The following is a 19,919-nucleotide window of genomic DNA, read 5'->3' on the forward strand; positions in this document are numbered from 1 at the left end:
CTTAAAACCCTCCATCCAGGCCATCTTGCACTTGTTCGGCGGCGCGCAGCACGGCGCGCGCCTTGTTTTCAGTTTCCTGCCATTCCATTTCGGGGATGGAGTCGGCCACGATGCCGGCCGCGGCCTGCACGTACAGCATGCCGTCCTTGACCACGCCCGTGCGGATGGCGATGGCCACATCCATTTCGCCGCCAAATGACAGGTAGCCGCAGGCGCCGCCGTAGATGCCGCGCTTGGTGATTTCCAGTTCGTCGATCACTTCCATGGCGCGCACTTTCGGCGCACCCGTCAGGGTGCCGGCGGGGAAGGTCGCGCGCAGCACGTCCAGGTTAGACAGACCCTTCTTGAGGGTGCCTTCCACGTTCGAGACGATGTGCTGCACATGCGAGTATTTTTCGATGACCATGCGGTCGGTGACGTGCACGCTGCCCGTCTCGGCAATGCGGCCGATGTCGTTGCGCGCCAGGTCGATCAGCATCACGTGCTCGGCGATCTCTTTCGGGTCGGCCAGCAGCTCGGCCGACAATTCGGCGTCGCGCTCCGGCGTGGCGCCGCGCGGACGGGTGCCGGCGATGGGGCGCAAGGTGACTTTCTTACCGCCGTCCGCCGTCTTCTCGTTGCGCACCAGGATTTCCGGCGAGGCGCCGATGATTTGCATGTCGCCGAAATTATAGAAGTACATATACGGCGACGGGTTGAGCGAACGCAAGGCGCGGTACAGGGTCAGCGGCGAATCGACGTATGGTTTGCGGATGCGCTGGCCGATCTGCACCTGCATCAGGTCGCCTGCCATCACGTATTCATGCGCCTTGGCGACGGCCTTCAGGTAGTCTTCCTTGGAAAAGTCGCGGATGGTTTCCGTGCGCACGGAAGCGCTGGTGACGGGCGCATCGACACCGCGGCGCAGCATCATGCGCAAGTCCTTCAGGCGCTGCTGCGCTTTCGAAAACGATTCGGGCTGCGTGGTGTCGGCGTAAACGATCAAATACAGCTTGCCGGACAGGTTGTCGATGACGGCCAGTTCTTCCGTCACCATCAGCTGGATGTCGGGCAGCTTCAAGTCATCTTTCGGCGCGCCGCCGGCCAGCTTTTTCTCGATGTGGCGCACGGTGTCGTAGCCGAAGTAGCCGGCCAGACCGCCGCAGAAGCGCGGCATGCCGGGGCGCAGGGCCACTTTGAAGCGCGACTGGAACTGCTCGATGAAGTCGAGCGGATTGCCTTCGTGCTCTTCGATCACGACGCCGTTCTTGACGATTTCGGTGCGCTTGCCATAGCTGCGCAATACGGTCGTGGCGGGCAAGCCGATGAAGGAATAGCGGCCGAAGCGTTCGCCGCCGACGACGGATTCGAGCAGGAAGGTGTTCTTGCCACCTTGTTGGGCCTGTGCCAGTTTCAGGTACAGGGTGAGCGGCGTTTCCAGGTCGGCGAACGCTTCCGCGATCAGGGGGATGCGGTTGTAGCCTTGCTGGGCCAGCGATTTGAATTCGAGTTCGGTCATGTTTCTCTCCATGCCGTCAGGGTATGAGTGTGCATAGTGCACAAACCCTGCGGTGGGTTATCAAAAAACTTGCCGGTACATGCAACATGCGCAAAATGCGCAAAGGACGCGTGTGCAACCGGCAGCAATCGTAACGGCTCGGCCCTTAGGCCTGCCAGGATTGCCAGCGTCGCCAAAGCCAGGCCTCAATCGAGCCGGTTTGGGTGACATTGTGTTTTTTGATGAGAAACTTGTTCACGATATGGTGTTGGGTTTGGTCAGTATGCCGGTTAGTTTTGCATGCTAATACAACGGGCTGCTTCGAGCAGTGTCTTTACTATACCATCGGAATCGGTATCGTGTATAGAGTGTCCGTGATTGTAGCCATACGGTACCGTCAATACGGGGCAGGCCGCAGCCCTGGCCGCTTGCGCGTCATTCGAGGAGTCGCCGATGGCCACCACTTTGGATGGCGCCAGGTCGAAGTCCGCGCACACTTGCAGCAGCGGCATGGGGTGCGGTTTTTTCTGCGGCAGCGAATCGCCGCCATAGACGATCTCGAAATACTGGTCGAGGTTTTTCAGTTTCAGCAGGGGCAGGGCGAAGGCGATGGGCTTGTTGGTGACGCAGGCCAGGCGCAAGCCCGCCGCCTTCATCGCCGCCAGTCCCGCTTCCACGTCCGGGTAGAGGGTACTGAACTGGCCGTTGATGGCCAGGTAGTGGCGCTGGTAGCCGTCCATCGCCTGCTCGAAATGCTGTTCCACGCCGGCCGCATCGAAGTCGAGCGCCAGCACGGTGCGGATCAGGTTTTCCGAGCCTTTGCCCACCATCAGCTTGATGGTGTCGGCGCTGATGGGCGCCAGGTCCAGTTCGGCGCGCATGCCGTTGATGGCGACATGGAAATCGGGCACGGTGTCGAGCATCGTGCCATCGAGGTCGATGATGGCGGCGCGCACGCCGGCCAGTACGTGGTCTTTCACCGTGCCCGCTTGCATCAGGCGCCCTTGACGGCTGCCAGTTCGGCGCGCATGGCGTCGATGACGGCTTTGTAGTCGGGCTTGCCGAAGATGGCCGAGCCGGCGACGAAGGTGTCGGCGCCAGCGGCGGCGGCGGCGGCGATGTTGTCGATCTTGATGCCGCCATCGACTTCGAGCATGATGTCACGGCCCGATTCGTCGATCATGCGGCGCGCTTCGGCGATTTTTTTCAAGGCTTGCGGAATGAAGGACTGGCCGCCGAAGCCGGGATTGACGGACATGATCAGGATGATGTCGATCTTGTCCATCACGTGTTCCAGGTAGTGCAGCGGCGTGCCCGGGTTGAATACCAGGCCCGATTTGCAACCATTGTCGCGGATCAGCTGCAAGGAGCGGTCGACGTGATCCGACGCTTCCGGGTGAAAGGTGATGATGTTCGCGCCAGCCTTGGCGAAATCCGGGATAATGCGATCGACAGGCTTGACCATCAGGTGCACGTCGATGGGCACTTGCACGTGCGGGCGGATCGCTTCGCATACCAGCGGGCCGATGGTCAGGTTCGGCACGTAGTGATTGTCCATCACGTCGAAGTGGATGATGTCGGCGCCGGCGGTAACGACGTTGCGCACTTCCTCGCCCAGGCGGGCAAAGTCGGCGGACAGGATGCTGGGAGCGATACGGAATGTAGTCATGGTGGAGTAGCCAAAGGATAGAAAATGCGAAGATGCGCTATTTTACGCCTGACGCCGTTACCATGCCTCATTGAAGCATGGGGAAACACAGAATACGCATCGCGCGATGGCCTATGCGTCGCGCGCGACACACAATATGACTGGCAATGTCTGAATAGGAATGACGATGGCGACTTATGAATTTACGGTAACGGTCAAGACGCAATACCTGCCCGAGCAATCGGCACCGGACCAGGGGCGGCACGTGTTCAGCTACACGATCCGCGTCGTCAACACGGGCACGGCTGGCGCGCAACTGATTTCGCGCCACTGGGTCATCACGGATGCGAACAACAAGGTGGAAGAGGTGCGCGGCCTGGGCGCCGTCGGCCATCAGCCATTGCTGCAGCCGGGCGAGCAGTTCGAATACACGAGCGGCACCATGCTGGGCACGCCGCAAGGCTCGATGCATGGCGAATACTTTTGCGTGGCCGAAGATGGTCACCAGTTCGAAGCTTTGATTCCCGAATTCGTGCTGTCGGTGCCGCGCACCCTGCATTAAGGAAACGCCGGGGGCTTGCCCCCTTACTTCAGTTTTTCAGTGGCGTCCTGTTCTTCACTGAGCTGCTTGCGCGCCGGCGGTGCGGGCTTTTTGCCCGAATACATGGTCCACCAGACTATAAATGCCAGCAAGAAGAACGCCACCAGCGCCTCTATCATCAAGATCCACATACGCACTCCTATGTTATTTACCCGCAGCTTAGTATTTACCCGCCGTCTGTTGACACGCGGTAGTCTACCCGTTTCAATCGGCGCCGTCGCGCTTGCTCTCTCCGCCTGTACCACGCCGCCCGCGCCGCCCGCTGCCAGCGGCAAGGCGCCACCCATCGCGCCGACCGTCGTCAAGCCGGTTCCGGCCAAGCCGGCCGACGCCAAGGATGCCACGGATGTGGCGGCGCCCACCTTCGTGCCCGCCAAGTTTGCCGCCTTGCCTGGCTGGGCCCGCGACGACATGCGCGCCGCCTGGCCCGCGTTCATGGCATCGTGCGGCGTGCTGGTCAAGCGCCCGGACTGGAAGGAATCGTGCACGATCGCGCGCCAGGTGAATGCGGACAGCGACAAGGCCATCCGCCTGTTTTTCGAGACGTTCTTTGTGCCAAATCAAGTGGTGGCCGCCGATGGCGCCAATACTGGCTTGGTGACCGGCTACTACGAACCCTTGCTGCACGGCGCGCGCAAGCGCGGCGGCCCATACCAGACACCGCTGTACAAGGTGCCTGACGACCTGGTTTCGGTGGATTTGTCCGGCGTGTATCCGGAACTGAAAAACATGCGCTTGCGGGGCAAGCTGGTCGGCAAGAAGGTGGTGCCGTACGCCACCCGCGCCGACATCGAGCGCGCCACGTCCGTCACGGGCAAGGAATTGCTGTGGGTGGATGACGAAGTCGAGGCCTTCTTCCTGCAAGTGCAGGGTTCCGGGCGCGTGCAGCTGACCGATACGCAGGAAACCGTGCGCGTGGCGTATGCGGATCAAAACGGCCACCCGTATAAATCGATCGGCCGCTACCTGGTCGACAAGGGCGAGCTGACCCTGAGCCAGGCGTCCGCGCAGGGCATCAAGGCGTGGATCGCCGGCCACCCCACGCGCAAGGATGAATTGTTCAACGCCAATCCCAGCTATGTGTTCTTCAAGGAGGAGCGCCTGCCCGACCCGAAAGTGGGGCCGAAGGGCGCGTTGGGCGTGCCGTTGACGCCGCAGCGCTCGGTAGCCATCGATTCGCGCTTCCTGCCGCTGGGCGCGCCCGTGTTCCTGTCCACCACGCAAGCCAATAGCGAGATTCCCATGCAGCGCCTGGTGATGGCGCAGGATACGGGCGGCGCCATTCGCGGGCCGATCCGGGTCGATTATTTCTTTGGCTTTGGCGCGGAAGCGGCCGAGAATGCGGGCCGCATGAAGCAGAGCGGCGCCGTGTGGGTGTTGTTGCCGAAGCAGGCACCGGCGCGCTGAGTTTCTCGCGGCGCCGGGCAGTTCGTGGTGTCGCTTAGCGCAAGACCATGACGGGCAGATGGGTATGCGCCAGCACTTTTTGCGTTTCGCTGCCCACGAACAACTTGTTCAAGCCCTTGCGGCCATGCGAGGCCATCAGGATGATGTCGCAATGGTAGGTCTGCGCCGCATTGACGATTTCATCATGCGGGCTCGGCGACACGGCCACCACGCCTTCGAAAGGCACGCCGGCGGCGCTTGCCGCTACGCCGATCTTGTCGATGGCGCGTTGCGAGGCTTCCTGCATCTGCTGTTCATACAGGCTGGCGTCGAGCACGATGCCGCCGTCGGCCATCGGCGAGAACGGAAAAGGCTGCACCACGCTGATGGCGACCAGCTTGGCTTTGTTCAATTGGGCGAAGGCGAGGGCGGTCTCGGCGGCTTTGTCGGACAACGGAGAGCCGTCGGTGGGAAATAAGATGGTGTTAAACATAGCGTGCTCCTCAAGTGATGTAAGACAGCTTATGGATTTACATCAATTAAAACCTTGATGTAAATCAAACCTCACAGGCTTTGGCGTGAATAGTGTCGCCAAAGCAATCTTTTGCCAGTGTATGCCCGTTCACCGCTTCAGGTGCGCACGCTACGCAGCGGCGTGCCCCACACCATGGCGACCGTCAACACAATGCTGCCAGCCGCGATGCAGGCCAGGCCGTTGCGCACGCCAAAGTGTTCCGCTACCCAGCCGGCGGCCAGCGCGCCCAGCGGCGCCGTCGCAACCGTCAGGAAGCGCATGGTCGACGTCATGCGGCCCAGCATGGGATCGGGCGTGACCTTTTGGCGCAAGCCCAGGTAGGGAATAAAGAACAGCATCACGCCGCAATCGAAAAAGAACATCAAGATGGCATAGGCCACGGCGCTGGCGGCCGCGCTGCCGAACAGCGCGGCGGGTATCGTGGGTGTCAGGGCAAAGCAGAGCGAGGTTGATGCCAGGCCGATCAGGATGGTGCGGCCGGCGCCGTAGCGGCGCGTCAGCGGCTTGACGATGAAGGCGCTGAGCAGGACGCCGGCGCCACCGAGCATCTGCGTCATGCCCAGCACGCCAGGGCTCATGCCCAGGTCGCGCGTGGCGAACAGCACCGTCAAAGCCATGCTGGCGTAAAACAAAAAGTGCCAGATGCCGGCACCCCAGGCCAGCGCGCGCAGCAGCGGTTCGCGCCAGACAAACAGCAAGCCATCGGCGATGTCGCGCAAGGCGTGCTTGTCAGACGGCGCCGGCCGTGGATCGCGCACGCTCATGGCGCGCAAGTTGAAGACGGAAACCAGATAGCCGCAAGCCGTGCACAGGATGGCGACGGGCGCCGACAACACTTGCACCAGCACGCCGGCCAGGCCGGGGCCGATCAGGCGTGAAGCCGATTCGGTGGCGGCAAATTTCGATTGCGCATCGATCAAGCCATCGCGGCCCACCAGGAAAGTCAGAAACACCTGTTCGGCGCCGCCACCGACGACGAAGCCCGTGCCGATGATGAACCCCACTATATATAACCATGGCATCGACAGCACGCCGCACCAATAGGCCACGGCCACGCTGGCCAGGGCCAGGCCGGACATGCTTTCGCTGAACAGCATGATCGGGTGCTTGCTGCGCCGGTCCAGCAGTACGCCGACGGGCAAGCCGAAGAGGGCGAACGGCAGCGCCTGCAAGGCGACCAGCACGCCCATCTGTTCCGGTGTCGCATGTAGTAATAACACCGCGCACAGGGGCAGGGCCAGCGAGGTGATCTGGGCGCCGAAGCAATTGAGGCCGTTGCTGAACCACAGGCGGCGGAAATTGACGCTGGCGGCGCTGCCGTCGCCGCGCAGGTAACGGGCGCAGTACTGGAAGAGGGGAGAGAAAATATGCTGCTCGATAAAGATGATCGGACTCACAATAATAGCAGCGCACCCGCCGCGCCGCTGCCGTTAGCCGCTACAATCGTTGCACCGTTCATCGAGAGGAGACACTATGCAATACGAAGACCTGATCATCGACATCCAGGACAAAGTGGCGGTCATCCGCCTGAACCGCCCCAAGGCGCTCAATGCCTTGAACGACAACATGATGAATGAGCTGGGCGACGCCTTGCTGAAGTTTGATGCGGACGAGAATATCGGCTGTATCGTGCTCACTGGCAGCGAAAAAGCATTTGCCGCCGGCGCCGATATCGCGGCCATGGCCGATTACACCTATCCGGACACCTTTACCCAAGGCTACATCAGCCGCAACTGGGAGCATATCTTGCGCGTGCGCAAACCCGTGGTGGGCGCGGTGGCCGGCTATGCGCTTGGTGGCGGTTGCGAACTGGCCATGATGTGCGATTTCCTGATCGCCGCCGACAGCGCCAAATTCGGCCAGCCGGAAATCAAGGTCGGCGTCACGCCAGGCGCGGGCGGCACGCAGCGTCTGCCGCGCGCCATCGGCAAGGCCAAGGCCATGGATCTGCTGCTGACGGCGCGCACCATTGACGCCGCCGAGGCGGAACGCATCGGCCTCGTGTCGCGCGTGGTGCCGGCCGATAAATTGCTGGAAGAAACCCTGGCTGCCGCCAGGACCATTGCCGCCATGCCGACCTCGGTGGCCATGATGATCAAGGATTGCGTCAACCGTGCCTTTGAAACCACCTTGACCGATGGCGTCGCCTACGAGCGCCGTCTGTTCCAGGCCGCCTTCGGTACGCCTGCACAAAAAGAAGGCATGCACGCTTTCCTGGAAAAGCGCTTGCCAAACTTCGACGGTCTTTGATATGATTCGCCTCCTCGCAAAACGACGCACACAAAACATGGTGTTGCAGAGTAAAAGCGGGGAGAAAAAGAAGGTTGACGAAATGCTGCAAACGCTTCATACTCTTCCTTCTTCGCAGCTGGCAAACACAACGCTTTGTCGATAGCGCGAAAGCAGTACCGAATACAGTTCTTTAACAATTAACAGTCGATAAGTGTGGGCATTTGATGTAAGTGCAGCGTCAATCTTCGGATTGGCGTAAAACTTAAAATATCAAATGTTCACAAGAAATAATGAAATAGGATACTTCTTCGGAAGTAGCCTGTCAGTTTTTTGAGTGAGCGACCCGTCAGCAATGACGGTGCCGGTAAGACGGCAAAGTAACAGAGATTAAACTGAAGAGTTTGATCCTGGCTCAGATTGAACGCTGGCGGCATGCCTTACACATGCAAGTCGAACGGCAGCACGGAGCTTGCTCTGGTGGCGAGTGGCGAACGGGTGAGTAATATATCGGAACGTACCCTGGAGTGGGGGATAACGTAGCGAAAGTTACGCTAATACCGCATACGATCTAAGGATGAAAGTGGGGGATCGCAAGACCTCATGCTCGTGGAGCGGCCGATATCTGATTAGCTAGTTGGTAGGGTAAAAGCCTACCAAGGCATCGATCAGTAGCTGGTCTGAGAGGACGACCAGCCACACTGGAACTGAGACACGGTCCAGACTCCTACGGGAGGCAGCAGTGGGGAATTTTGGACAATGGGCGAAAGCCTGATCCAGCAATGCCGCGTGAGTGAAGAAGGCCTTCGGGTTGTAAAGCTCTTTTGTCAGGGAAGAAACGGTGAGAGCTAATATCTCTTGCTAATGACGGTACCTGAAGAATAAGCACCGGCTAACTACGTGCCAGCAGCCGCGGTAATACGTAGGGTGCAAGCGTTAATCGGAATTACTGGGCGTAAAGCGTGCGCAGGCGGTTTTGTAAGTCTGATGTGAAATCCCCGGGCTCAACCTGGGAATTGCATTGGAGACTGCAAGGCTAGAATCTGGCAGAGGGGGGTAGAATTCCACGTGTAGCAGTGAAATGCGTAGATATGTGGAGGAACACCGATGGCGAAGGCAGCCCCCTGGGTCAAGATTGACGCTCATGCACGAAAGCGTGGGGAGCAAACAGGATTAGATACCCTGGTAGTCCACGCCCTAAACGATGTCTACTAGTTGTCGGGTCTTAATTGACTTGGTAACGCAGCTAACGCGTGAAGTAGACCGCCTGGGGAGTACGGTCGCAAGATTAAAACTCAAAGGAATTGACGGGGACCCGCACAAGCGGTGGATGATGTGGATTAATTCGATGCAACGCGAAAAACCTTACCTACCCTTGACATGGCTGGAATCCTCGAGAGATTGAGGAGTGCTCGAAAGAGAACCAGTACACAGGTGCTGCATGGCTGTCGTCAGCTCGTGTCGTGAGATGTTGGGTTAAGTCCCGCAACGAGCGCAACCCTTGTCATTAGTTGCTACGAAAGGGCACTCTAATGAGACTGCCGGTGACAAACCGGAGGAAGGTGGGGATGACGTCAAGTCCTCATGGCCCTTATGGGTAGGGCTTCACACGTCATACAATGGTACATACAGAGCGCCGCCAACCCGCGAGGGGGAGCTAATCGCAGAAAGTGTATCGTAGTCCGGATTGTAGTCTGCAACTCGACTGCATGAAGTTGGAATCGCTAGTAATCGCGGATCAGCATGTCGCGGTGAATACGTTCCCGGGTCTTGTACACACCGCCCGTCACACCATGGGAGCGGGTTTTACCAGAAGTAGGTAGCTTAACCGTAAGGAGGGCGCTTACCACGGTAGGATTCGTGACTGGGGTGAAGTCGTAACAAGGTAGCCGTATCGGAAGGTGCGGCTGGATCACCTCCTTTCTAGAGTTTGCACGAATCAGAAATGATTCACGCATCAAATGTTCACACTTATCGGCTGTTAAATGAAGAAGAAACAGTAGTCGTAGTAGTTCCGCGTTGGGGCTGTAGCTCAGCTGGTTAGAGCACCGTGTTGATAACGCGGGGGTCGTTGGTTCGAGTCCAACCAGCCCTACCAGCTAATTAGTAAAATCTCAGGGGGATTAGCTCAGCTGGGAGAGCACCTGCTTTGCAAGCAGGGGGTCGTCGGTTCGATCCCGTCATCCTCCACCAAAGTTTTACTCGAAAGTGCAAATGTAAGCCTCTGGGTTTAGATTTGATCTTTTAGCGATCAAAGCTGTTTCGTTCTTTAACAATCTGGAAGAAGTAAAGATTATTTATTGATCGGTTTGCCGTAAAAAGCGAATCGATGGGTAATGATTGTATGTATCAACAAACAAGCAACAACGTTGTACTTTCTTATCCCTGTAGCGCTCTTTTCGTTTGAAAGAATGAAGAGGCTAACGTTATAGGGACAAGCGAATAAGTGCACATGGTGGATGCCTTGGCGATTACAGGCGATGAAGGACGTAGTAGCTTGCGATAAGCTGCGGGGAGTGAGCAAACACACTTTGATCCGCAGATTTCCGAATGGGGCAACCCACCCTTTTAGGGTATTGCATACTGAATACATAGGTATGCAAGGCGAACGCGGCGAACTGAAACATCTAAGTAGCTGCAGGAAAAGAAATCAACCGAGATTCCCAAAGTAGCGGCGAGCGAAATGGGAAGAGCCTGTACGTGATAGTCGGACTGATAGAAGAATCCTCTGGAAATAGGAACCGTAGCGGGTGATAGTCCCGTATTCGAAATCAGACCGGTGATACTAAGCGTACGACAAGTAGGGCGGGACACGTGACATCCTGTCTGAATATGGGGGGACCATCCTCCAAGGCTAAATACTCGTAATCGACCGATAGTGAACCAGTACCGTGAGGGAAAGGCGAAAAGAACCCCGGAAGGGGAGTGAAATAGATCCTGAAACCGTGTGCATACAAACAGTAGGAGCGGACTTGTTCCGTGACTGCGTACCTTTTGTATAATGGGTCAGCGACTTACATTCAGTGGCAAGGTTAACCATATAGGGAAGCCGTAGAGAAATCGAGTCCGAATAGGGCGATCAGTCGCTGGGTGTAGACCCGAAACCAAGTGATCTACTCATGGCCAGGATGAAGGTGCGGTAACACGCCCTGGAGGTCCGAACCCACTAATGTTGAAAAATTAGGGGATGAGCTGTGGGTAGGGGTGAAAGGCTAAACAAACTTGGAAATAGCTGGTTCTCTCCGAAAACTATTTAGGTAGTGCCTCAAGTATCACCATCGGGGGTAGAGCACTGTTATGGCTAGGGGGTCATTGCGACTTACCAAACCATTGCAAACTCCGAATACCGATGAGTGCGAGCTTGGGAGACAGACGTCGGGTGCTAACGTCCGGCGTCAAGAGGGAAACAACCCAGACCGCCAGCTAAGGTCCCAAAGATTGGCTAAGTGGAAAACGAAGTGGGAAGGCTAAAACAGTCAGGATGTTGGCTTAGAAGCAGCCATCATTTAAAGAAAGCGTAATAGCTCACTGATCGAGTCGTCCTGCGCGGAAGATGTAACGGGGCTAAGCCAGTCACCGAAGCTGCGGATATCCTTTATTGGATATGGTAGGAGAGCGTTCTGTAAGCCTGCGAAGGTGTCTTGTAAAGGATGCTGGAGGTATCAGAAGTGCGAATGCTGACATGAGTAGCGATAATGGGGGTGAAAAGCCTCCACGCCGTAAGCCCAAGGTTTCCTGTTCAACGTTCATCGGAGCAGGGTGAGTCGGCCCCTAAGGCGAGGCAGAGATGCGTAGCTGATGGGAAGCAGGTTAATATTCCTGCACCGTCGTATGATGCGATGGGGGGACGGATCGCGGAAGGTTGTCTGACTGTTGGAATAGTCAGTTTCTGTCTCATAGAAGGCGCTTAGGCAAATCCGGGCGCGGAATTCAAGGGGATGGGACGAGTGAATTTATTCACGAAGCAATCGGAAGTGGTTCCAAGAAAAGCCTCTAAGCTTCAGTCATACGAGACCGTACCGCAAACCGACACAGGTGGGCGAGATGAGTATTCTAAGGCGCTTGAGAGAACTCGGGAGAAGGAACTCGGCAAATTGGTACCGTAACTTCGGGAAAAGGTACGCCCCGGTAGCTTGATTGGTTTACTCCATGAGGGTGAAAGGGTTGCAATAAACTGGTGGCTGCGACTGTTTAATAAAAACACAGCACTCTGCAAACACGAAAGTGGACGTATAGGGTGTGACGCCTGCCCGGTGCTGGAAGATTAAATGATGGGGTGCAAGCTCTTGATTGAAGTCCCAGTAAACGGCGGCCGTAACTATAACGGTCCTAAGGTAGCGAAATTCCTTGTCGGGTAAGTTCCGACCTGCACGAATGGCGTAACGATGGCCACACTGTCTCCTCCCGAGACTCAGCGAAGTTGAAATGTTTGTGATGATGCAATCTACCCGCGGCTAGACGGAAAGACCCCATGAACCTTTACTGTAGCTTTGCATTGGACTTTGAACCAATCTGTGTAGGATAGGTGGGAGGCTTTGAAGCGGGGACGCTAGTTCTCGTGGAGCCAACCTTGAAATACCACCCTGGTTTGTTTGAGGTTCTAACCTTGGTCCGTTATCCGGATCGGGGACAGTGCATGGTAGGCAGTTTGACTGGGGCGGTCTCCTCCTAAAGTGTAACGGAGGAGTTCGAAGGTACGCTAGATACGGTCGGACATCGTGTTGATAGTGCAATGGCATAAGCGTGCTTAACTGCGAGACTGACAAGTCGAGCAGGTACGAAAGTAGGACATAGTGATCCGGTGGTTCTGTATGGAAGGGCCATCGCTCAACGGATAAAAGGTACTCTGGGGATAACAGGCTGATTCCTCCCAAGAGTTCATATCGACGGGGGAGTTTGGCACCTCGATGTCGGCTCATCACATCCTGGGGCTGTAGCCGGTCCCAAGGGTATGGCTGTTCGCCATTTAAAGTGGTACGTGAGCTGGGTTTAAAACGTCGTGAGACAGTTTGGTCCCTATCTGCCGTGGGCGTTGGAAATTTGAAGGGGGCTGCTCCTAGTACGAGAGGACCGGAGTGGACGAACCTCTGGTGTACCGGTTGTCACGCCAGTGGCATTGCCGGGTAGCTAAGTTCGGAAGAGATAACCGCTGAAAGCATCTAAGCGGGAAACTTGCCTTGAGATGAGATTTCCCAGAGCCTTGAGCTCTTTGAAGGGTCGTTCGAGACCAGGACGTTGATAGGCTGGGTGTGGAAGTGCAGTAATGCATTAAGCTAACCAGTACTAATTGCCCGTACGGCTTGTCCCTATAACCTTAGCAGGTACAGAGGATAAGACGGTACAACGTTGCGTGTGTGTTGATACTACTATTCATTACCCCAATCTTTGCTTCTTCCAGATTCAGGCTTTGTCGCTCCATTGAGGACAAATGCCAGTACAAGTTATGCCTGATGACCATAGCAAGTTGGTCCCACCCCTTCCCATCCCGAACAGGACCGTGAAACAACTTTGCGCCGATGATAGTGCTGCAACCAGTGTGAAAGTAGGTTATCGTCAGGCTTGTTATTCGCAGTAGAGAAAAACCCCGCCAGCAATGGTGGGGTTTTTTTTCGTCTGGTGGTTTTGTTTGACGCTGGTGGTGCTTGTCGGCTTACGCGCTGCGCGCTAAGCCGACCTACGGTCATGTAAAGTCCGGTAGGTCGGATTAGCGTAGCGTAATCCGACAACATTGTTGGCATTCATGGTGATGCCGGCTTACGCGCTTGTGCGTCAAGCCGACCTGGGGTATAATTCGCCTCCTCAGATCAGATGGTTTGCTGCCCCGTTGGGAGCAGGCTGTTGAAAAAGTTATGCCTGATGACCATAGCAAGTTGGTCCCACCCCTTCCCATCCCGAACAGGACCGTGAAACAACTTTGCGCCGATGATAGTGCTGCAACCAGTGTGAAAGTAGGTTATCGTCAGGCTTGTTATATAAAAAAACCCCGCTAGGTGCGGGGTTTTTTTTCGTCTGCAGCATTCATCGGATCAGATGCCCCAGGTGATGCTTTCATTTTCCGCCTTGGCCGAGCGCAGCATTTCCATCAAAGGGTAGGCGCGCTGCGAAAAATGCACTTTTTGCGCGCGCGCATGGGCACCCGTTTCGCCATCTTCCAGGGTTTCCGGGGTATGCACATCGTGTTCGATGTCATTTTCCGGATGCAATTTGCTTTCCGCGACTTCTTTTTCCAGCAGGGCCAGGGCATCGCCCGCTTCGGCAGGCGTGATGACGCCGCGCGTGGGGTTTTTGTGCAGGATGTCGAGGATGCGCTGGGCATGTTCCTGGTACATCAGCACTTCTGGGGAGGATTTGGATTTGAATGAGATCAACATAAGCGCTTTCTGAAACTTGTTGTTAGTGTCGAAACAATATCACGACTTGAAATGTCGCACAGGCCGTCCGATTGCCCGGATTGCACATTTGCAAGCCGGATAGGTCCATCTGTTGGACAACGCACGCATTTACAAGAGCTTGCTTACCGCGACCACACCCGTTTAAGCGAGCGTTAAGTCTCAATCCAGTTTCACCGAGTCCATGAAGGTGTCGATGGTGTCACGCGACAGCTTGCTTTCTTCGCCGAGAATGATGATCTGGAAGATGCGTTTGTCCTGTGCCACAAAACGCCCGACCAGCAAGACGGGCTTGCCTTGCTGCATCCCCGTCGCTTCGATGCTCAGCGAGCTGCGCTGGTGTGTTCCGGCTGTCGTGCTGCTGGCCGCCGATGCCGATTTTTCGCTGCGCACGGTACCGTTGATGTTTTTCAACAGGGCCGTCTGCATGGCGGGCAGGGCCGCTTGCGCCTGTTCCGCACTGTCGAGCACGCCGCTGCCGATGGCGAAGGTATTGCCATCGACCTCGCTGGCCGTCATGGTCAGGCTGACTTTCTTGCCATCGAGATCGATCTCGCGTGTCAGCACGGCCGGCTTGCCTGGAAACAAGGCCGTGAACTGGGCGTCGGGGCTGCGATAGTCGCGCCAGTCGAATTTCGGACTGCAGGCGGACAGGATGCTGGCAGCCGCGAGCGTCGCCAGGAAGAGGGCAAGTGATGTTTTTTTCATCAGCAGATGGTAGCAGCGCCGCCACTCACGCGCAATCGCGCACGTGTGGCGGGCACCGGCCGCCTTATATTTCACGCAGCACGCGCCGGTACTGGATCGCTTCGGCGACATGTGGCGGTGTGATGGCCGGGCTACCCGCCAGGTCCGCGATGCTGCGCGCCACGCGCAATACCCGGTGGTAAGTGCGCGCGGACCAGTGCAATCGCGTCATGGCGCCATGCAGCAACTGTTCGCCATGCGTTTCCAGCCGACAATGCTGTTCGATTTCCGTGTTGCTCAGCCGCTGGTTCGTTTTTCCCTGGCGTGCCAGCTGCAGGGCATAGGCTGCCGCTACCCGCGTGGCGATGGCTTGCGTGCTTTCGCCGGCGCCGGCACGCCGCCCCAGCGCCGCGGGCGGCATGGCGGCCACTTCAATTTGCAGGTCGATACGGTCGAGCAGCGGGCCGGACAGGCGATTGTGATAACGGAGCACGGCGTCTGGCGTGCAGCGGCAACGGCCGGAAGCGTGGCCCAGATAGCCGCACGGGCAGGGATTCATGGCGGCGATCAATTGAAAACGGGCGGGAAACTCGGCCTGGCGGGCCGCCCGTGAAATGCTGATCACACCCGATTCCATGGGCTGGCGCAAGACATCGAGCACCCGGCGCTGGAATTCGGCAATTTCGTCGAGAAACAGCACGCCGCAGTGGGCCAGCGAGATTTCGCCAGGCCGCGGCACGTTGCCGCCGCCCACCAGGGCTACGCCGGACGCCGTCTGATGCGGCGCGCGATAGGGGCGCCGTTTCCAGTGCTCCACCTTGAAGTGGCCGCCCAGCGAATGCACGGCAGCCGATTCCAGCGCCTCTTCATCGCTCATGGGCGGCAGCACGCCGGGGAAGCGGCTGGCCAGCATGGTCTTGCCTGCGCCTGGAGGGCCAATCATCAGGACGTTATGGCCGCCTGCCGCCGCCACTTCCAGCGCCCGTCGCGCTTGCTGCTGCCCTTGCACATCGGCAAAGTCGGGATAGGGAAAAGCGTGCGCCGCCAGCACGGGCTGGTGGCGTTGCAAGGCCGTCTGGCTGGCGTGCGCAGCAAAATGCGCGCAGACCTCGAGCAGGCTGTGGGCGGGATAGATGCAGGCATCGTTGACGAGAGCGGCCTCGTCCGCGTTTGCCCGCGGCAGGATGAAGGCGCGTGGTGCGCCCGACTGGCTGCGCTGCATGGCAAAGGTCATGGCCAGCGCGCCACGGATGGGACGTAGTTGTCCCGACAGCGACAGTTCACCCGCGAATTCATAGTGGTGTAATTGGTCGCCCGGCAACTGGCCGGAGGCGGCCAGGATGCCCAGCGCAATGGGCAGGTCGAAGCGGCCCGATTCCTTGGGCAGGTCGGCCGGCGCCAGATTGGCCGTGATGCGCCGCGCCGGCATCTCAAAGCCGCAGTTTTGCAACGCGGCACGCACGCGGTCGCGCGATTCTTTTACTTCCGTATCCGGCAGGCCGACAATCGTAAAGGACGGCAAACCATTGGCAAGGTGGACTTCGACACTTACCTCGGGCGCCTCCATGCCGGACAGGGCGCGGCTTTTAAGGACTGCCAGACTCATCAGACTCCCCTGTAGCGCGGGCGCGGGCAGTATCAGTCTAGCGCTTGAAACGGCGTCAGGCTTGAGGTATGCCAGCAAGGCCGCCGATTACGGCGCCCTGCATGCAGCAGCGGTTCAGGCTTTGGGATCGTTCAGGCGCGTTTCCAGTTCGATCAGGCGCAATTCCAGTGCATCCAGCTTGGCGCGCGTCTTGGCCAGCACTTGCGCCTGGATATCGAATTCCTCGCGCGTGACCAGATCGAGGCGGGCGAAGCCCTGGGTCATCATCGATTTCACGTTTTTCTCGATATCCTTGGCCGGCGAGTTTTCGATGGCTTGATGGATCTTGCCTTGCAAGTCGTTAAAGAAGGTATTCATGTCCATGGTCAGTCCTTTTATGGTGCGGCCTGTGCATCGCACCATTGCGGTGCACAGCGGCGTTAATCTGGTGCGAAACTGGGCAAATTCACAATGCTTCAGCAGCCCGTACCCGCATGCCGACAGGCTTGCAGGGTATGTATGGCCGGAAACGCACCTGTCAAGGTGGCAAGTGAGCTGGCACGTATTCTGCTAAAGAAGGTATGAACGCTTTGTGATCTCCAGCCAAGATTTTAAACCTCAACCGCTTTAAAAGTTCAATAAAAGGGAATCGCCATGAAGAATCTGTCCAAGAACATGACTTTAGCTGCAGCGTTGACGCTGGCCATGACCGCCGTGTGCGGTAGCGCCATGGCCCAGGATGCAGTGGCGGCGCCTGCTGCGGCCGAAGCCGTGCCTGATAACGTGGTGAGCTACAACGTGGCGCTGACCAGCGACTACCGTTACCGCGGCATTTCGCAAAGCCGCTTGAACCCGGCCATCAGCGGCGGTGCCGACTATACCCATAACCCGACGGGCCTGTATGTGGGCACCTGGCTGTCGAGCATCAAATGGATCAAGGATGGTGGCGGCGATACCGATCTGGAATGGGATATCTACGGCGGCAAACGGGGCGAGATCAGCAAGGATTTTACCTATGACGTGGGCGGCCTGTACTATTTCTATCCCTCGAATGGCCTGAGCACCAATGCCAATACCTTCGAGCTGTATGGCCAGCTCGGCTACGGCCCGATGTATATCAAATACTCGCATTCGACCACCAATCTGTTCGGTGTTGCCGACAGCAAGAACAGCGGCTACCTGGACGTGGGCGCCAATGTCGAGGTGCATGATGGCTACATGCTGAACCTGCATATGGGCCGTCAGAAAGTCGAGCACAACGATTCCCTCAGCTACAGCGATTACAAGATCGGCGTGACCAAGGACTTTGGCATGGCGACCGTTTCCCTGGCTGCCGTCAAAGCCAACATCACGTCGCTGGCACCGAATGGCAAGAATCTGGCGAAATCCGGTCTCGTGCTGACCGTGTCCAAAACCTTTTAAGCGAGACTGCCATGAAAATGATTACCGCAATCATTAAACCGTTCAAACTGGACGAAGTACGCGAAGCTTTGTCGGCTATCAATGTGCAAGGCATTACCGTCACGGAAGTCAAAGGTTTCGGCCGCCAGAAAGGTCACACGGAACTCTACCGTGGCGCCGAGTATGTCGTTGATTTCTTGCCAAAAACCAAGATTGAAGCGGCTGTCGATGACGCCATTGTCGACCAGGCCATCGAAGCGATCGAAGGCGCCGCGCGTACCGGTAAAATCGGTGATGGCAAGATTTTCGTCTACAACCTGGAACAGGTCATCCGCATCCGTACCGGTGAAACCGGCAACGAAGCGCTCTAAGGGGAATATTGATGCATAAAAATATAACAAAATTGCTAGCCGGGATAGCCTGTCTGTGTGCGTTTGGCGTTGCCACGCCGAGCTTTGCCGATGCGCCCGCCAAGACGGAGGCGGCCACGACTACGGCCGTCGCGGCCCCTGCCGTCACGCCGGTGCCTGATGCAGCGCCTGCCGCCGCCGCGCCGGCTCCGGCCGCTGCCGCGCCAGCCGCCGCGCCCGTCGCCAACAAGGGCGACACCAGTTTCATGATGATCAGCACCTTGCTGGTGATCTTGATGACCATCCCCGGCCTGGCCCTGTTCTACGGCGGCCTGGTGCGCTCGAAAAACATGCTGTCGGTGCTGATGCAAGTGTTCATGGTGTTCGCGCTGGTCATCGTGCTGTGGTGTATTTACGGCTACTCGATCGCCTTCACGGAAAAAACCGCCTTCTTCGGTGGCTTCGACCGCCTGTTCCTGAACGGCATCTGGGATCCGGCCAAGGGCACGTTTGCCGCCGCCGCCACCTTCAGCAAGGGCGTCGTCATTCCCGAGTTCGTCTTCGTTGCTTTCCAGGGCACGTTTGCCGCCATCACCTGCGCACTGATCGTCGGCGCCTTTGCCGAGCGCGCCAAGTTTTCCGCCGTGCTGGCCTTCGTCGTGCTGTGGTTCACGTTCGCCTACCTGCCAGCGGCCCATATGGTGTGGTTCTGGACCGGTCCTGACCTGATCACCAACGCCGCCACCTCGGCCAGCGAAGCCCTGAAGGCTGGCTGGATCTGGCAAAAAGGCGCGCTGGACTTCGCCGGCGGCACCGTGGTGCACATCAACGCCGCTGTTGCCGGCCTGGCGGGCGCCATCATGATCGGCAAACGCGTCGGCTACGGCCGCGAATCGATGGCGCCGCACTCGCTGACGATGACCATGATAGGCGCATCGCTGCTGTGGGTGGGCTGGTTCGGCTTCAATGCCGGTTCCTCGCTGGAAGCGGGCGACGTGGCTGCCCTGGCCTTCGTCAACACCTTGCTGGCCACTGCCGCCGCCACCCTGTCGTGGGTGTTTGGCGAATGGATCAGCAAAGGCAAGCCTTCCATGCTCGGTGGCGCATCGGGCGCCGTGGCCGGCCTGGTGGCGATCACCCCGGCGGCCGGCTTTGTCGGCCCGATGGGCGGCCTGGTCATCGGCTTGCTGGCCGGTGTCGTCTGCCTGTGGGGCGTGAATGGCCTGAAACGCCTGATCGGCGCCGACGATTCGCTCGACGTGTTCGGCGTGCATGGCGTGGGCGGCATCCTCGGCGCCCTGCTGACGGGTGTGTTTGCTGCGCCACAACTGGGCGGCCAGGGCGTTTTCGACTACGTCACCAACAAGATGTCGGCCGATCCGTACTCGATCGGCCACCAGGTGTGGGTGCAGGCGCAAGCGGTCGGCACCACCATCCTCTGGTCGGCCGTGGTCTCCGTCATCGCCTATAAATTGGTCGACATCGTCATCGGCCTGCGCGTACCGGAAGAAGAAGAGCGCGAAGGCCTCGATATCACGAGCCACGGCGAGCAAGCGTATCATGGTTAAATAGCAATCATCTGGCATGCCAGCGCCCCGGCGCGGCATGTCCGGTTGGAAAAGGCGCCTCAT

General features: G+C 58.0%; 16 protein-coding genes, 2 tRNA genes and 4 rRNA genes. 12 read left to right on the plus strand and 10 right to left on the minus strand.

What is annotated here, in order from left to right:
- Position 1: 1 nt before the first annotated feature.
- The 3 genes from trpE to rpe all read right to left on the minus strand — a co-directional run bounded on the left by trpE (position 2) and on the right by rpe (position 3,146).
- Positions 2-1,498 (minus strand): anthranilate synthase component I, encoded by a 1,497-nt coding sequence (trpE, locus tag P9875_RS04520; RefSeq protein WP_035824432.1) that lies wholly within the window; start codon positions 1,496-1,498, stop codon positions 2-4.
- A 269-nt stretch (positions 1,499-1,767) separates the two neighbouring features.
- Complete coding sequence (locus P9875_RS04525; RefSeq protein ID WP_278317693.1) at positions 1,768-2,472, minus strand: phosphoglycolate phosphatase; 705 nt, start codon at positions 2,470-2,472, stop codon at positions 1,768-1,770.
- Positions 2,472-3,146: a ribulose-phosphate 3-epimerase gene (rpe, locus tag P9875_RS04530; protein WP_034753544.1), complete on the minus strand. Its 675-nt coding sequence runs from the start codon at positions 3,144-3,146 to the stop codon at positions 2,472-2,474. Before rpe ends, P9875_RS04525 begins: the two co-directional genes overlap by 1 nt.
- 166 nt (positions 3,147-3,312) lie before the next feature.
- On the opposite strand from rpe, the gene apaG reads away from it, so the two are divergent.
- Positions 3,313-3,687 carry a Co2+/Mg2+ efflux protein ApaG gene (gene apaG / locus P9875_RS04535; RefSeq protein ID WP_035828598.1) on the plus strand — a complete coding sequence of 125 codons (375 nt, stop codon included), beginning with the start codon at positions 3,313-3,315 and terminating at the stop codon, positions 3,685-3,687.
- Positions 3,688-3,710: 23 nt separating this feature from the next.
- Here apaG and P9875_RS04540 read toward each other — a convergent pair whose 3' ends face one another.
- Positions 3,711-3,857 carry a hypothetical protein gene (locus tag P9875_RS04540; RefSeq protein WP_167468630.1) on the minus strand — a complete coding sequence of 49 codons (147 nt, stop codon included), beginning with the start codon at positions 3,855-3,857 and terminating at the stop codon, positions 3,711-3,713.
- A gap of 76 nt (positions 3,858-3,933) precedes the next feature.
- On the opposite strand from P9875_RS04540, the gene P9875_RS04545 reads away from it, so the two are divergent.
- Positions 3,934-5,133 carry a murein transglycosylase A gene (locus tag P9875_RS04545; protein WP_035828600.1) on the plus strand — a complete coding sequence of 400 codons (1,200 nt, stop codon included), beginning with the start codon at positions 3,934-3,936 and terminating at the stop codon, positions 5,131-5,133.
- A 34-nt stretch (positions 5,134-5,167) separates the two neighbouring features.
- Here the strand turns inward: P9875_RS04545 and P9875_RS04550 are convergent, their stop codons facing one another.
- Both P9875_RS04550 and P9875_RS04555 read right to left on the minus strand, forming a co-directional pair.
- On the minus strand, positions 5,168-5,605 hold the full coding sequence (locus P9875_RS04550) for a universal stress protein (protein WP_035824436.1): 438 nt from the start codon (positions 5,603-5,605) through the stop codon (positions 5,168-5,170).
- Positions 5,606-5,742: 137 nt separating this feature from the next.
- Positions 5,743-7,044 (minus strand): MFS transporter, encoded by a 1,302-nt coding sequence (locus P9875_RS04555; protein ID WP_278317694.1) that lies wholly within the window; start codon positions 7,042-7,044, stop codon positions 5,743-5,745.
- 76 nt (positions 7,045-7,120) lie between these two features.
- Between P9875_RS04555 and P9875_RS04560 the strand changes: the two genes are divergently transcribed.
- The 7 genes from P9875_RS04560 to rrf (P9875_RS04590) all read left to right on the plus strand — a co-directional run bounded on the left by P9875_RS04560 (position 7,121) and on the right by rrf (P9875_RS04590) (position 13,841).
- On the plus strand, positions 7,121-7,897 hold the full coding sequence (locus P9875_RS04560; RefSeq protein WP_035824438.1) for an enoyl-CoA hydratase: 777 nt from the start codon (positions 7,121-7,123) through the stop codon (positions 7,895-7,897).
- 371 nt (positions 7,898-8,268) lie between these two features.
- Positions 8,269-9,799, plus strand: a 16S ribosomal RNA gene (locus P9875_RS04565).
- A gap of 98 nt (positions 9,800-9,897) precedes the next feature.
- A tRNA-Ile gene (locus P9875_RS04570) sits at positions 9,898-9,974 on the plus strand.
- A gap of 19 nt (positions 9,975-9,993) precedes the next feature.
- A tRNA-Ala gene (locus P9875_RS04575) sits at positions 9,994-10,069 on the plus strand.
- A gap of 239 nt (positions 10,070-10,308) precedes the next feature.
- Positions 10,309-13,184: ribosomal RNA gene (locus P9875_RS04580) — 23S ribosomal RNA — on the plus strand.
- A gap of 138 nt (positions 13,185-13,322) precedes the next feature.
- Positions 13,323-13,435 (plus strand): 5S ribosomal RNA (rrf, locus tag P9875_RS04585).
- Between the two features lie 293 nt (positions 13,436-13,728).
- Positions 13,729-13,841: ribosomal RNA gene (gene rrf / locus P9875_RS04590) — 5S ribosomal RNA — on the plus strand.
- Together the 16S, 23S and 5S rRNA genes with 2 tRNA genes alongside form the textbook arrangement of a ribosomal RNA operon.
- Before the next feature lie 61 nt (positions 13,842-13,902).
- Here the strand turns inward: rrf (P9875_RS04590) and P9875_RS04595 are convergent.
- The 4 genes from P9875_RS04595 to P9875_RS04610 form a co-directional block, all read right to left on the minus strand.
- Positions 13,903-14,247 (minus strand): DUF1840 domain-containing protein, encoded by a 345-nt coding sequence (locus tag P9875_RS04595; protein WP_092716690.1) that lies wholly within the window; start codon positions 14,245-14,247, stop codon positions 13,903-13,905.
- A 180-nt stretch (positions 14,248-14,427) separates the two neighbouring features.
- Positions 14,428-14,973, minus strand: a complete 546-nt coding sequence (locus P9875_RS04600; RefSeq protein WP_278317695.1) for a hypothetical protein — start codon at positions 14,971-14,973, stop codon at positions 14,428-14,430.
- A 64-nt stretch (positions 14,974-15,037) separates the two neighbouring features.
- Positions 15,038-16,558: a YifB family Mg chelatase-like AAA ATPase gene (locus tag P9875_RS04605; protein WP_278317696.1), complete on the minus strand. Its 1,521-nt coding sequence runs from the start codon at positions 16,556-16,558 to the stop codon at positions 15,038-15,040.
- Positions 16,559-16,672: 114 nt separating this feature from the next.
- The gene (locus tag P9875_RS04610) at positions 16,673-16,921 is read right to left on the minus strand and encodes an accessory factor UbiK family protein (protein WP_035824443.1); all 249 of its coding nucleotides are present in this window, start codon (positions 16,919-16,921) and stop codon (positions 16,673-16,675) included.
- Between the two features lie 270 nt (positions 16,922-17,191).
- Between P9875_RS04610 and P9875_RS04615 the strand changes: the two genes are divergently transcribed.
- Genes P9875_RS04615 through P9875_RS04625 form a run of 3 tightly spaced genes read left to right on the plus strand, consistent with a single transcriptional unit; the run spans position 17,192 to position 19,856 of the window.
- Positions 17,192-17,959 (plus strand): TorF family putative porin, encoded by a 768-nt coding sequence (locus tag P9875_RS04615; RefSeq protein ID WP_278317697.1) that lies wholly within the window; start codon positions 17,192-17,194, stop codon positions 17,957-17,959.
- Between the two features lie 11 nt (positions 17,960-17,970).
- The gene (locus P9875_RS04620) at positions 17,971-18,309 is read left to right on the plus strand and encodes a P-II family nitrogen regulator (RefSeq protein WP_010393464.1); all 339 of its coding nucleotides are present in this window, start codon (positions 17,971-17,973) and stop codon (positions 18,307-18,309) included.
- 11 nt (positions 18,310-18,320) lie between these two features.
- Positions 18,321-19,856, plus strand: coding sequence for an ammonium transporter (locus tag P9875_RS04625; protein ID WP_278317698.1), 1,536 nt, complete (start codon positions 18,321-18,323; stop codon positions 19,854-19,856).
- The last annotated feature ends 63 nt before the right edge of the window (positions 19,857-19,919 follow it).

Source organism: Janthinobacterium rivuli (assembly GCF_029690045.1).
In the GTDB taxonomy this organism is placed as follows: domain Bacteria; phylum Pseudomonadota; class Gammaproteobacteria; order Burkholderiales; family Burkholderiaceae_D; genus Janthinobacterium; species Janthinobacterium rivuli.